Here is a 12382-nt window from a genome sequence, read left to right on the forward strand (position 1 = left end):
CGTTCACGCCGCCCCCGTTCCGATGCCGTCGCGGATCGCGGCGGCGCTGAGGGCGATCTCGCCGGCGCACGCCCCGTCGCCCTCGGGCAAGGGCGCATCCGGCGGCAGCGCTTGGCTCAAGGCGACCGCGTTGTCCAGCGCCCGGCGCGCGTCGGCGGTCCGCCCGAGGGACCCGAGCAGCAGGCCGAGATGGTAGTGGGCCATGACGTAGCCGCGGTCGAGGTAGAGCGCGCCGCGGAAGGCCCGCTCGGCCTCCGCCTCGCGGCCGAACCCGAGGGCGAGCAGCCCCTCGTAGAGCCGCAGGGCCGGATCGGTGGGTCGCACGGCGAGCGCGTCGCGCAGCAGGCGCCACGCCGCGCCGGTGTCGCCGGCGTCAGCCAGCGCGCGGACGGCGAGCGCCACGTCCTCCGCCGCCAGGTCGGGCGTCATGACCACCGCGGGCGCCGGATCGATCGGGGCCGCAGCCTTCGCGGACGGCGCCGGGCGGACGATCTCGGCGACGGCCGACGCGCCGGAGGCCTCGAGGAGCATGTCTGCCGCCGGACGGAATTCGAACGACGATGCTTCGACGAGGGGCGAGGACGGCGGCGGCTCCCCGCGAGTCTCGGGTTGCGGTGCAGGAGCCGATTCGGGCGGCCGGCGATAGGCGACGGTGCCCGGCAGGTTCACCGCCTCGAGCCAGCCGGCGAAGGCCGGGTGGGGCTCGGCGTGGCCGATCAGCAGCCAGCCGCCGGGGCGCAGGCGCCGTCCGAGCGCCCGCACGATCCCGGCGACGGTCTCGGCGCTGAAATAGATCAGGACGTTGCGGCACAGGATGAGGTCGAACCCGTCGAAGCCCTCGGGCATGCTGCCGTCGATGAGGCTCATCAGGTTCTGGCGCTCGAAGCGCACCATGCGCCGGAACTCCGGCCGCAGTGCGTAGCCGCCCTCGCGGGTCGCGCCGGGGCTCGCCGGGACGCGGTGGAAGTAGCGCACGCGCTCCTCCACCGGCAGCGTCCGCAGGGCCCAGCGGCCGAACTCGGCCGCCCGCGCGGTGGCGAGCGCGGCGATGCTGATGTCGGTGCCGACGACCGAGACCCGCCAGTCGGGGAGCGCCGGCCCGAGCAGCTGATGCAGCAGGATCGCCACCGAGTAGGGCTCGGCGCCGGTCGAGCAGCCGGCGCTCCAGACCCGGAGGGTGCGTTCGGTCCCGCGGGCCGCGACCAGGCCGGGCAGGATGGTCTCGCGCAACGCGGCGAACTGCTCGGCGTAGCGGAAGAAGAAGGTCTCGCCGATCGTGATCTCGGCCTCCAGCGCCGCCCACTCGCCGGCGCCGTCGTCCAGGCGCGCGTCGTAGGCGGCGGCGTCGGCCACGTTGCAGGCCTTGAACCGCCTCCGCAGGCGGTCGAACAGCAGGTCGTCCTTGTCGGCGTAGTAGTGGTGGCCGGTGCGCGCGATGATCCGCGCCTTCAGGGCGGCGTAGCCCGGGTCGGCGTGAGGGCTCGGACCGGACGGCCGCCGCATCGGGTTTGCCGCCGACCGTTCAGGCGGCCGGCAGCGCGGCGAGGCGCGCCTTCGCCGCCCGCGTCAGGGCGCCGACCCGGGCGCGCTCCTCGGCGCCGAGCAGGCGCTCCGGGTCGAGGGCGTGGATCAGCCGGTCGCCCTGGGCGATCTCGGCGGACACGCAGCCGTTCAGACTCGCCTGCGCCGCCACCGGCCGGATCGCCTCGGGCTCGATGGTCACGAGGTCGGTCACCCGGTCGACGAGCCAGGCCCCGGCGACGTCCGGCGTCAGGATCAAGTGGGCGTAGGGGCCGGGATCGTGCGCCCCCTCGCGCAGGCCGAGGAGGCGCGCGAGGTCGACGACCGGCACCGGTTCGCCGCCGAGGTTGAGGAAGCCGGCGAGCCACCCGCCGGCGGCCGGCGGGCGAAACAGGTCCGGCAGCGGCAGCACCTCGCCGGCCGCAGAGCGCGGCAGGGCGCAGGACGTGCCCGCGACGTCGAGGAGCAGGTAGCTGAGCGAGGCCGTCTCGGGCTGGGCCACCGGCGTTCCGTGCACTCGCGCTCGCTGGGCTGGGGGACGAGGATCGTTGATAGGCCGGGCGCCGAGCCGGGGCAATCGCGCGGCGCGCCCTGGGGCCGGCCTGCGGCAAATGCTTCGCGGAGGCCCGATCCTCTGCGGAGACCTCGCGCACCGCCCGAAGACCGTTGACCATCGGCGAGCCCTTCGTTAAGACACCGGTCACTTTTCACGCGGAGCGCCATGCGGGCGGCCTGCGTTGGGCGAAAGATCGATCGCGATGAAGACGATCCTTATCGTAGCGGAAGCGCCACCGACGGGGCGGCCCTGAACTCAGGGCCGCGATCCGGGCGGTGGCGCATGCAGGGTCCCTCGCGGGGCCCTTTTTTGTTGCCCGCGCCCGATCGACGACATCGAGACGACGAAGACCAGCAAGACGAGTAGGAGGAAGACGATGGGCGGCGAGGTCATGACCGGGGCCGAGATGGTCATCCGGGCGTTTAAGGATCAGGGCGTCGACACGTTGTTCGGGTATCCCGGCGGCGCGGTGCTGCCGATCTACGACGCGCTCTTTCACCAGGAGGCGGTCAAGCACGTGCTGGTCCGCCACGAGCAGGGCGCCGTGCACGCCGCCGAGGGCTATGCCCGCTCGTCCGGCAAGGTCGGCTGCGTGCTCGTCACCTCGGGCCCGGGAGCGACCAACATCGTCACCGGCCTGACCGACGCGCTGCTCGATTCGATCCCGCTCGTCTGCATCACCGGCCAGGTCCCGACGCACCTGATCGGCACCGACGCGTTCCAAGAGTGCGACACGGTCGGCATCACGCGCCACTGCACGAAGCACAACTACCTGGTCAAATCGATCGACGACCTGCCGCGCATCCTGCACGAGGCCTTCTACGTCGCCTCGCACGGCCGGCCCGGCCCCGTCGTCGTCGACCTGCCCAAGGACATCCAGTTCGCGAGTGGGCTCTACGAGCGTCCCTCGGTCGACGGCCACAAGACCTACAAGCCGGCGGTCAAGGGCGACGCGGACAAGATCCGTACGGCCGTCGAGCTGATGGCGGGCGCGCGCCGCCCGGTCTTCTACACCGGCGGCGGCGTGATCAATTCCGGCCCCGAGGCCTCGCGCCTGCTGCGCGAACTCGTCGCCGAGACGGGCTACCCGGTCACCTCGACCCTGATGGGGCTCGGCGCCTTCCCGGCCTCCGACGACAAGTTCCTCGGGATGCTCGGGATGCACGGCACCTACGAGGCCAACCTCGCGATGCACGAGTGCGACGTGATGATCTGCGTCGGCGCGCGGTTCGACGACCGCATCACCGGCCGCCTCGACGCGTTCTCGCCGTTCTCGAAGAAGATCCACATCGACGTCGACGCCTCCTCGATCAACAAGGTGGTCAAGGTCGACGTCGGCATCGTCGGCGACTGCGCGAGCGTGCTGTCCGACATGCTGGAGGTCTGGCACGCCCTGCCGGCGCGGCCCGAGAAGTCCAACCTCGACGGGTGGTTCGCCAAGATCCGCACCTGGCGGGCGCGCGAGTGCCTCGCCTACTGGCCTTCGGGCACGATCATCAAGCCGCAGCACGCGGTGCAGCGCCTCTACGAGGCGTGCAAGGACCGCGAGACCTACATCACGACGGAGGTCGGCCAGCACCAGATGTGGGCGGCGCAGTACTTCAAGTTCGAGGAGCCGAACCGCTGGATGACCTCCGGCGGCCTCGGCACCATGGGCTACGGCCTGCCGGCGGCCATCGGCACGCAGCTGGGCCATCCCAAGGGCCTGGTCATCGACATCGCGGGCGAAGCCTCGATCCTGATGAACATGCAGGAGCTCTCGACCGCGGTGCAGTACCGCCTGCCGGTCAAGATCTTCATCCTGAACAACGAGTACATGGGCATGGTGCGCCAGTGGCAGGAGCTGCTGCACGGCTCGCGCTACTCGCAGAGCTACTCGGAGAGCCTGCCGGACTTCGTCAAGCTGGCGGAGGCCTACGGCGCCAAGGGCATCCGCTGCGACAAGCCGGGCGACCTCGACGCGGCGATCGCCGAGATGCTCGACTACGACGGCCCGGTCGTCTTCGACTGCATCGTCGACAAGAAGGAAAACTGCTTCCCGATGATCCCGTCGGGCAAGGCGCACAACGAGATGCTGCTCTCCGACTACCTCGGCGAGACCGGCATGGAGATCGGCGACGTGATCTCCGAGGAAGGCAAGATGCTGGTGTAGCCTTCGGTGGCGGCCCGACCCTGCGGTCGGGCCGCGATCCGCCGCATCGGCGGCGACGCGCAGCCGCGGCCGCCTCGCCCCAGGGGTGCGAGGCCGCGGATTGGACGAACTGGACGACGAGGACGCGCCCCGCAATGAACGCCATGAACACCCACTATCCCGACGCCGGCAAGATCGAGGCCGTCAACCGGCACACCCTCGCCGTGATCGTCGACAACGAGCCGGGCGTGCTCGCGCGCATCTCCGGGATGTTCTCGGGGCGCGGCTACAACATCGAGAGCCTGACGGTGTCGGAGACGGAGGAGGCGCGCCACCTTTCGCGCATCACCATCGTCACCGCCGGCACCAACGCGGTGATCGACCAGATCAAGGCGCAGCTCGACCGCCTCGTGCCCGTGCACCGGGTCGTCGACCTGACCCTCCAGGGCAGCGCGCTCGAGCGCGAGCTGTGCCTCGTGAAGGTGGCGGGGCAGGGCGAGCATCGCGGCGAGGCGCTGCGGCTCGCCGCCGCCTTCGGCGCCAAGACGCTGGACGCGACGCTGACCTCCTTCGTGTTCGAGCTCACCGGCGCGACCGAGGAGATCGACCGCTTCATCCGCCTGATGACCGTGCTCGGCCTCGTCGAGATCTCCCGCACCGGCATCGCCGCGATGGGCCGGGGCGCCGACCCGATGTGATTTCGCGAGAGCCGGCGCTATGATGGTGCCGGCTCGCGAAAGGAGCGTCGGGATGGAAGGGAAACTGGAACGATCTGGTCAGGCGTTCGCCGTCCGGTTGTCTGCGGACGACGTCCGCTCGCATGGCCTCAGCGAGGGCCAGACCGTCGAGGTGACGGCGAAGGACCGTATCGTCACGACGACCGATGCCGGCCCTCACGCTCAGGGCCGCCGGCACGTGAACGGGATCCCGGTCTTCACGATGGCCGAGATGGTCGCGGAAGCGCGCCGCCTCGGACCCGCGTTCGAGCCTCCCACCGTCGGCTGGGGACCGGATCGCGGATCCGAGATCATCGACGATGACGACTCCCGCTGAGCGGCGGGCGCGTCCCGGCGAATTGCTCCTCGTCGACCTGGAGCCCGTCCGCGGGACCGAGCAGAACGGCCGCCGTCCGGCCCTGGTGGCCTCGAACGACGAGATGCACCTGCTGGCTCGCCGCGTCATCGTCTGCCCGATCACCCGGAACCGCGATCCCTGGCCGACGAAGGTGATGTTGCCGGCTGGTCTCGCGGCTGAGGGCGCGGTGCTGGTCGATCAGGTCCGCTCGATCGATCGGGACGCACGCATTCTCAGATCACTCGGTTTCGTGCCGGACGTGGTCCTCGCCGAGGTCCGCGGCAGGCTCGCGACGCTTCTCAGCCTCCTCAGCGACGACGGTGCACGCCCATGACGACCCTCTACTACGCCCCCGGCGCCTGCTCGCTCGCCTCGCATATCGCCCTGGAGGAAGCGGGCGCGCCCTACGAGACCGTGCGCCTCGACCTCGCCGCCGGCGACCAGCGGGCGCCGGAATACCTCGCGATCAACGAGCGCGGCCGGGTGCCGGCCCTGGTCGTGGGCGACTGGGTCCTCACCGAGAACAGCGCCATCCTGCGCCACGTCGCCCGCGCGCACCCTGAGGCGCGGCTCTGGCCCGAGGACCTGAAGGCGCAGGCGGTGGCCGACGAGTGGCTGTGCTGGCTCGCGACCAACCACCACCCGGCCTACGCCCACATCCGGCGGGCGGAGCGCTACAGCGACGACGAGGCGGCGCTGCCCGGCATCCGCGCCAAGGCGGCCGACACCTTCGGCGACCTCTGCACGATGACCGAGGTCAGGCTCTCGAACGGCGGCTGGGCGGTGGAAGACCGCTACGGCGTGGTCGACGCCTACCTGATGGTGTTCTGGGTCTGGGCCCGAGGGCCGACCCTGCGCTTCGACATGCCGGCCCGGTTCCCGGCCTGGACCGCCCACGCGCGCGCCATGGCCGAACGGCCGGCCGTGCAAGCCGTCTTCGCCCGCGAAGGCCTGCCGTTTCCGGCCTAAGGCATCCCCAGACGGTGCCCTTGCGATCCGGAACGAATCGCCCTATCAGGCGAACCGTACGGTACGGTACGGTTTTAGCGCACGATGGCATCCGGCTCGGCGATCCACGACGCGACCCCTTCCGTCCGCCAGCAGGCCGTCCTGGACGCGGTGCTGGACCTGATGGTGGAGGAGGGCGACCAGCTCACGATGGATGCGGTCGCGCGCCGTGCGAGCTGCTCCAAGGAGACCCTGTACAAGTGGTTCCGCGACCGCGACGGCCTGCTCACCGCGACGGTGCGATGGCAGGCCTCCCGCGTGCGCACCGGCCAGTACGAGGCGCACGCCCTCGACGTCGCCGCCCTGAGCGAGAGCCTGCGCGATTTCGCGACGACCTGGCTCGGCGTGATCTCGAGCCGGGCCTCGATCGCCCTCAACCGCATCGCCATCGGCGACGCGGCGTCGCGCAAAAGCAACCTCGGCAGCATCGTCCTCGCCAACGGGCGCTTCGCGATCGGCGACCGGCTGAAACCGGTGCTGGAGGCGGGCCGCGCGGCGGGGCTGCTCGCCTTCGACGACACCGAGACCGCCTTCCGCACCTTCTTCGGCCTCGTCGGCCGCGACGTGCAGATCAGACTTCTGCTCGGCGATGCGATCACCTTCGACGCCGCCGAGATCAGACGCGACGCCGCCCGCGCGGTGGAGCAGTTCCTGGCCCTCTACGGCCAGCCCAAGCGCTAACCACACCCCTTCACCAGAGAGGACCAACACCATGAGGGTTTACTACGATCGCGACGCCGACCTGAACCTGATCAAGGGCAAGAAGGTCGTCATCGTCGGCTACGGCAGCCAGGGCCACGCCCACGCGCTCAACCTGCGCGATTCCGGCGTGAAGGACATCGCCATCGCCCTGCGCGCGGGCTCGGCCACCGCCAAGAAGGCCGAAGGCCAGGGCTTCAAGGTGATGTCGGTCGCCGACGCCGCCAAGTGGGCCGACGTGGTGATGATGCTCACCCCGGACGAGCTGCAGGGCGACATCTACAAGGAGTCGCTGGAGCCGAACATGAAGCAGGGCGCCGCCCTGCTGTTCGCCCACGGCCTCAACGTTCACTTCAACCTGATCGAGCCGCGGTCCGACCTCGACGTGCTGATGGTCGCCCCGAAGGGCCCGGGCCACACCGTGCGCTCCGAGTACCTGCGCGGCGGCGGCGTGCCGACGCTGATCGCGATCGCCCAGGACGCCTCCGGCAACGCCCACGACCTCGGCCTGTCCTACGCCTCCGCCAACGGCGGCGGCCGCGCGGGCATCATCGAGACTACGTTCAAGGAAGAGTGCGAGACCGACCTGTTCGGCGAGCAGGCCGTGCTCTGCGGCGGCGTCGTCGACCTGATCAAGGCCGGCTTCGAGACCCTGGTCGAGGCGGGCTACGCCCCCGAGATGGCCTATTTCGAGTGCCTGCACGAGGTGAAGCTCATCGTCGACCTCATCTACGAGGGCGGCATCGCCAACATGAACTACTCGATCTCGAACACCGCCGAGTACGGCGAGTACGTCACCGGCCCGCGCATCGTCACCGCCGAGACCAAGGCCGAGATGAAGCGCGTCCTCGACGACATCCAGTCGGGCAAGTTCACCCGCGACTGGATGCTGGAGAACAAGGTCGGCCAGACCTCGTTCAAGGCCACCCGCGCCAAGCTCGCCCGTCACCCGATCGAGGAGGTCGGCGCCAAGCTCCGCGGCATGATGCCGTGGATCTCCGAGAAGGCGCTGGTCGACAAGACCAAGAATTGATCCGTTCGGACGTTCGGTCGAGCCCTTCCAGGCGACCATGATCGATGAAGGCCGGCCCCGTGGAAGCGGGGCCGGCCTTTTTCATGCGGCGGGCAAACTCGGCAATTGCCCGCGCCGACGTTTGCGGGGACAGTGCCGCCGCGAAAGTCCGAGACAACTCCGCGACGCAAGGATCGCGGAGGCTCGGCCGGCTCGGGAGGAAACCATGGCCTCGCTCTATTCGGACGCGCACCGCGCGCTCCAGCAGGAGTTCAAGACCACCAAGCTCGCCGACCGCCTCGACACCCAGTGGGTGCACGAGACGATCCAGGACGACGAGGCGGCCTTCATCGGCTCGCGCGACATGTTCTTCCTGTCGACAGTCGATCCCGACGGCATGCCGACGGTGTCGTACAAGGGCGGCGGCCCCGGCTTCGTGAAGGTCGTGGACGACCACACGCTGGTGTTCCCGGGCTTCGACGGCAACGGCATGTTCTACTCGATGGGCAACATCGAGGGGCAGGCCAAGGTCGGGCTGCTGTTCATCGACTTCGAGACGCCGCACCGCGTCCGCGTGCAGGGCACCGCGACGCTGCTGCGCGACGATCCCCTGATGGCGCACTACACCGAGGCCAAGTACCTGGTGCGCGTCGACGTGGTGAAGATCTGGGTCAACTGCCCGCGCTACATCCACAAGTACGAGAAGGTCGCGCAGAACAAGTACGTCCCGACGCCGGGCCGCGAGACGCCGCTGGCCGCGTGGAAGCGCCTGGATCTGGCTGGCGACGTGATCTCCGACGCGGACAAGGCCCGCGTCGCCAAGGAAGGCCGCCTGGAGGTGCCGGAATACGAGGCGCTGGTCGCCCGCGGCGAGGCGTAGGTCTCAAACGCCGAGCTGGCGCGCGAGGTCGGCGAGGTCGGCGGCCGCATAGGTCGCCGGCACGCCGGGCGCGGTCTCGCCGCCGGCCGGCCCGTGCTCGCGCGGGCGGGCGATGTGGGCGGTCGCCAGCCCATGCTGCGCCGCCGCCGCGAGGTCGAGCGAATGCGCTGCGACCATCAAGGTCTCGGAGGCCGAGAAGCCCAGGGTCGCGACCGCGTCCCGGTAGAGCGCGGGTTTCGGCTTGTAGTCGCGGGAATAGCCCGCCCCGAGGATGGCGTCGAACGTAAAGCCGTTGCGCCGGGCGAGGTCGACCATCAGCCGGACATGCCCGTTCGAGACGGGCGCGAGCAGGTGGGCCGCCCGCAGGCGCACGAGCGCATCCGGCACCTCCGGCCATGCATCGAGCCGGTGCCAGGCCAGGACGAGGTCGGCCAGGACCGCCTCGGGAACCCCGTCGATCCCGAAGGCAGCCAGCACCGCGGGCAGCGACTCCGCCTGGAGCGCGTCGAGGTCGACGTAGCCGCGGGCGCCGGAGCGCACCGTCTCCATCGACGGCCCGTAGCGCGCCCGCCACGCATCGGCGAAGGCACCGCCATCGAGCTGCGGGGCATAGGGCGCGAGCAGCTGCTCCGCCTCACGCGCCACGCCCGAGCGCCAATCCACCAGCGTCCCGAAGACGTCGAAGATCAGGGCCCGGACCGCCATCACACGCTGCGCAGGCGCGTGCGGCGGACGAAGCCGACGATGTCCTTGACCGCATCGAGCGTCGGCGCGGCGATGGCCTCAGCCCGCTCCGAACCGTCGGCCAGCACCGCGTCGATGTGGCTCGGATCGGCGGTGAGCCGCTTCATCTCGGCGGCGATCGGCGCCAGCGTCTCCACGGCGAGCTCGACGAGCGCGCCCTTGAAGGCCGAGAACTGCGCGCCGCCGTAATCGGCGAGCACCGCGTCGCGGGTGGTGCCCTTGAGCCCGGCGAAGATGCCGACAAGGTTGTCGGCCTCCGGCCGGCCGGCAAGGCCAGCGGCCTCCGAAGGGAGGGCGTCGGGATCGGTCTTGGCCCGGCGCACCTTGCTGGCGATCGCGTCGGAATCGTCGGTGAGGTTGATGCGCGAATTGTCCGAGGCGTCGGACTTCGACATCTTCTTGGTGCCGTCGCGCAGGCTCATCACCCGGGCGGCCGGCCCGCCGATTAGCGGCTCGGTGATCGGGAAGAAGCCGGCGCCCTCGTCGTGCCCGTGCGCTGCGATCGAGCCGGCGAAGTCGGTGTTGAACTTCTGCGCGATGTCGCGAGTCAGCTCGAGATGCTGCTTCTGGTCCTCGCCGACCGGCACGTGCGTCGCGCGGTAGGCGAGAATGTCGGCGGCCATCAGCACGGGATAGGCGTACAGGCCGATCGAGGCCGCCTCGCGGTCCTTGCCGGCCTTGTCCTTGAACTGGGTCATGCGGTTGAGCCAGCCGAGGCGCGCGACGCAGTTGAACACCCAGGCGAGCTCGGCGTGCTGCGGCACCTGGCTCTGGTTGAACACGATCGAGCGCTTCGGATCGATGCCGGCGGCCAGGAAGGCGGCGGTGACCTCGCGGATCTGACCCTTCAACGCCTCCGGGTCCTGCCACAAGGTGATCGCGTGCAGGTCGACGACGCAATACAGGCACTGCGCCTCGCGCGCCTGCATCTCGACGAAGCGCTTGATCGCCCCGAGGTAGTTGCCGAGATGCAGGTTGCCCGTCGGCTGCACGCCCGAGAACACCAGTTCCTTGAACGCGGCCATCGGCGCGGTCCCTCGAATGCCGGGCCGAGGCGATCTCGCGTCCCTGGATGGGCGGGTTTCTGGCACCCGGGGGACGAGCCGGTCAAGGCGAGGGGCGACTACGGCTCAGGGCAATCGCCTGAAAGCGCTGGCCCTGTCTTTCTGACGCCCTCAATCGCCGACGCCCGCCTCCACGAGCACAAACTTTCGCCCCGCTACGCTTTGCAGGACCGACGTCCTGAAAGGCCCGCTCCTCCGCGAGCGCTCTTCGCGCCCTCAAGTTGCTGAACGCGGCTTCGAGCGACCGCTATTGTCTATGGCTCGCGGTAGGCCACCTGCGCGCTCGGGCAGAGGTCGACGAGCACGCAGCGGCAGCAGGCGGGCTTGCGGTGGTGGCAGACCTGCTGGCCGTGCAGCATCAGGATCTCGTGGTTGTCGTAGAGGTCCTGGGCCGACCAGTCGGCGGGAAGCTGCGACCTCAAGATCGGGTGCGACGGGCCGACATCCATCTTCGGACCGATCAGCCCGAGGCGCTGGGCGACGCGGTGGTGGTGGCTGTCCACCGGCAGAGCCGCCATGCGCAGCACCGAGAACGACAGCACGGCTGCGCTGGTCTTGGGGCCGATTCCGGGGATCGCCTCGAGCCAGGCCCGCGCCGCGTCCACCGGCATTTCCCCCAGGAAGTCGAGCGACAGGCCGCCGTGGCGCGCCTCCACCGCCCGCAGAACGGCCTGGATGCGCGGCGCCTTCAGCTCCGGCCAGGTCACGCCGCGGATCGTCTCCTCGATCGCCTCCACCGGGGCGGCGATCAGGTCGGCCCAATCGGGGAAGCGGGTGCGCAACGCCTTGAACGCGCGGCCCGAATCGGCGTTGCGGGTGCGGTGCGAGAGCAGCGACGAGACCAGCTCGGAGAGCGGATCGAGGCTGTGGAAGTACGGGATCGGGCAACCGTAGACCGGGCACAGCCGGCGGTGGATCTCCAGCGCCTTCGCCGTGAGGTCGGCGGGCGGCCCATCCGTCGCCGCGGCTGCGCGGAGAGGGCGGGCGGCGGCGAAGAGGTCGTGGCGGTTCGCGCTGGGCATGGGGGCGGAATCCGAGAGAATTCCCTCCGGTTCCCCAGCCCGATGCCGCAGGGTTAGAACATGTTCTTCACGCGAGCCGGCATCCACCTCGCTTGAAAATGCTCAGCGCGTCAGCGCGTAGATGTTCACGTCGAGCTTGTCGTCGGCCTTGTCGGCGAGGTCGGTGACGTATTCCTCGATGAAGCGGTCCTGGACGACGATGTCCTTGGCGTCGAGGTAGGTGGTCAGGGTCTCGTAGGTGCCGTCGATGTCGTCGTAGGAGCCCTTGTGCGGGAAGCGCAGGGCCTTGCCGGACGGGGTGGTGCCGAAGCGCAGGCCGTCGGCGGCGGTCGGCGCCGGGTCGGGCGCGGACGCCACCGGGATCATCGCCTCGTAGGCGAAGCCGTCGTCGTCGGTCCGGGTGAAGACCGCGAGCGGGCGACCGGTCGGCGCGATGCCGGCCTTGGCCAGGTCGGCCTCGATCCGGGCGAAGGCGTCCTTGAGGCTCGGCACCGCCTCGTCCCACTTCGTCTTGCCGGCCAGGATCGCGGCGGGCTTGGCCGGCAACGTCACCGCGTCCACGTCGTCGGCGTTGGCCGGCGCCTCCACCAGGGTTTTTCGCCCGGAGGTCTGGGGAGGGGACGAGGAAGGAGCCTGCGCTTGCGGCGGGGCAGGAGGCGGCGCGGGGGCGG

At 70.3% G+C, this 12382-nt stretch carries 14 protein-coding genes; 8 read left to right on the forward strand and 6 right to left on the reverse strand.

Going from position 1 to position 12382, the window contains the following annotated elements; translation table 11 throughout:
• Nucleotides 1-3: 3 nt before the first annotated feature.
• Together FV226_RS16775 and FV226_RS16780 are read right to left on the reverse strand one after the other, a co-directional pair.
• Entirely contained in the window at nt 4-1503 is a 1500-nt protein-coding gene (locus FV226_RS16775; protein ID WP_147763784.1) for a protein-glutamate O-methyltransferase CheR, read from the reverse strand.
• Nucleotides 1504-1522: 19 nt separating this feature from the next.
• On the reverse strand, nt 1523-2023 hold the full coding sequence (locus tag FV226_RS16780; protein WP_147763785.1) for a chemotaxis protein CheW: 501 nt from the start codon (nt 2021-2023) through the stop codon (nt 1523-1525).
• Nucleotides 2024-2453: 430 nt separating this feature from the next.
• Here FV226_RS16780 and FV226_RS16785 point away from each other — a divergent pair, with 430 nt between their 5' ends.
• The 8 genes from FV226_RS16785 (at nt 2454) to FV226_RS16820 (ending at nt 8881) form a co-directional block, all read left to right on the forward strand.
• Nucleotides 2454-4229 carry an acetolactate synthase 3 large subunit gene (locus FV226_RS16785; protein ID WP_147763786.1) on the forward strand — a complete coding sequence of 592 codons (1776 nt, stop codon included), beginning with the start codon at nt 2454-2456 and terminating at the stop codon, nt 4227-4229.
• A gap of 134 nt (nt 4230-4363) precedes the next feature.
• Nucleotides 4364-4906: an acetolactate synthase small subunit gene (gene ilvN / locus FV226_RS16790; RefSeq protein WP_147754014.1), complete on the forward strand. Its 543-nt coding sequence runs from the start codon at nt 4364-4366 to the stop codon at nt 4904-4906.
• Nucleotides 4907-4958: 52 nt separating this feature from the next.
• On the forward strand, nt 4959-5261 hold the full coding sequence (locus tag FV226_RS16795; protein ID WP_147763787.1) for a MazF family transcriptional regulator: 303 nt from the start codon (nt 4959-4961) through the stop codon (nt 5259-5261).
• Between the two features lie 22 nt (nt 5262-5283).
• A complete protein-coding gene (locus FV226_RS16800) occupies nt 5284-5616 on the forward strand; it encodes a type II toxin-antitoxin system PemK/MazF family toxin (protein WP_246691635.1) in 333 nt (110 codons plus the stop codon).
• The gene (locus tag FV226_RS16805) at nt 5613-6251 is read left to right on the forward strand and encodes a glutathione S-transferase (RefSeq protein WP_147763788.1); all 639 of its coding nucleotides are present in this window, start codon (nt 5613-5615) and stop codon (nt 6249-6251) included. Before FV226_RS16800 ends, FV226_RS16805 begins: the two co-directional genes overlap by 4 nt.
• A gap of 84 nt (nt 6252-6335) precedes the next feature.
• Nucleotides 6336-6971, forward strand: coding sequence for a TetR/AcrR family transcriptional regulator C-terminal domain-containing protein (locus FV226_RS16810; RefSeq protein WP_147763789.1), 636 nt, complete (start codon nt 6336-6338; stop codon nt 6969-6971).
• Between the two features lie 31 nt (nt 6972-7002).
• A complete protein-coding gene (ilvC, locus tag FV226_RS16815; RefSeq protein WP_147754019.1) occupies nt 7003-8022 on the forward strand; it encodes a ketol-acid reductoisomerase in 1020 nt (339 codons plus the stop codon).
• Nucleotides 8023-8227: 205 nt separating this feature from the next.
• A complete protein-coding gene (locus FV226_RS16820) occupies nt 8228-8881 on the forward strand; it encodes a pyridoxamine 5'-phosphate oxidase family protein (RefSeq protein ID WP_147763790.1) in 654 nt (217 codons plus the stop codon).
• Nucleotides 8882-8884: 3 nt separating this feature from the next.
• Here the strand turns inward: FV226_RS16820 and FV226_RS16825 are convergent, their stop codons facing one another.
• The 4 genes from FV226_RS16825 to FV226_RS16840 all read right to left on the reverse strand — a co-directional run.
• Nucleotides 8885-9586, reverse strand: coding sequence for a haloacid dehalogenase type II (locus FV226_RS16825; protein WP_147763791.1), 702 nt, complete (start codon nt 9584-9586; stop codon nt 8885-8887).
• Nucleotides 9586-10650 (reverse strand): tryptophan--tRNA ligase, encoded by a 1065-nt coding sequence (gene trpS, locus FV226_RS16830; RefSeq protein ID WP_147763792.1) that lies wholly within the window; start codon nt 10648-10650, stop codon nt 9586-9588. The genes FV226_RS16825 and trpS overlap by 1 nt, the downstream gene beginning before the upstream one ends.
• 293 nt (nt 10651-10943) lie before the next feature.
• A complete protein-coding gene (locus FV226_RS16835; protein WP_147763793.1) occupies nt 10944-11711 on the reverse strand; it encodes a Fe-S cluster assembly protein HesB in 768 nt (255 codons plus the stop codon).
• 102 nt (nt 11712-11813) lie between these two features.
• Nucleotides 11814-12382 (reverse strand): GyrI-like domain-containing protein (locus FV226_RS16840; protein ID WP_147763794.1); only part of this gene is annotated, 569 nt, incomplete at its 5' end.

The sequence above is a fragment of the Methylobacterium sp. WL12 genome, assembly GCF_008039475.1.
Classification (GTDB): Bacteria; Pseudomonadota; Alphaproteobacteria; order Rhizobiales; family Beijerinckiaceae; genus Methylobacterium; species Methylobacterium cerastii.

What these genes read in the sequence shown, in the direction of transcription:
- FV226_RS16775 (WP_147763784.1), bottom strand. Translation starts at nt 1,503, where the DNA reads ATGCGGCGGCCGTCCGGTCCGAGCCCTCACGCCGACCCGGGCTACGCC.
- FV226_RS16785 (WP_147763786.1), top strand. Translation starts at nt 2,454, where the DNA reads ATGGGCGGCGAGGTCATGACCGGGGCCGAGATGGTCATCCGGGCGTTT.
- ilvN (WP_147754014.1), top strand. Translation starts at nt 4,364, where the DNA reads ATGAACGCCATGAACACCCACTATCCCGACGCCGGCAAGATCGAGGCC.
- FV226_RS16795 (WP_147763787.1), top strand. Translation starts at nt 4,959, where the DNA reads ATGGAAGGGAAACTGGAACGATCTGGTCAGGCGTTCGCCGTCCGGTTG.
- FV226_RS16805 (WP_147763788.1), top strand. Translation starts at nt 5,613, where the DNA reads ATGACGACCCTCTACTACGCCCCCGGCGCCTGCTCGCTCGCCTCGCAT.
- FV226_RS16810 (WP_147763789.1), top strand. Translation starts at nt 6,336, where the DNA reads ATGGCATCCGGCTCGGCGATCCACGACGCGACCCCTTCCGTCCGCCAG.
- ilvC (WP_147754019.1), top strand. Translation starts at nt 7,003, where the DNA reads ATGAGGGTTTACTACGATCGCGACGCCGACCTGAACCTGATCAAGGGC.
- FV226_RS16820 (WP_147763790.1), top strand. Translation starts at nt 8,228, where the DNA reads ATGGCCTCGCTCTATTCGGACGCGCACCGCGCGCTCCAGCAGGAGTTC.
- FV226_RS16825 (WP_147763791.1), bottom strand. Translation starts at nt 9,586, where the DNA reads ATGGCGGTCCGGGCCCTGATCTTCGACGTCTTCGGGACGCTGGTGGAT.
- trpS (WP_147763792.1), bottom strand. Translation starts at nt 10,650, where the DNA reads ATGGCCGCGTTCAAGGAACTGGTGTTCTCGGGCGTGCAGCCGACGGGC.
- FV226_RS16835 (WP_147763793.1), bottom strand. Translation starts at nt 11,711, where the DNA reads ATGCCCAGCGCGAACCGCCACGACCTCTTCGCCGCCGCCCGCCCTCTC.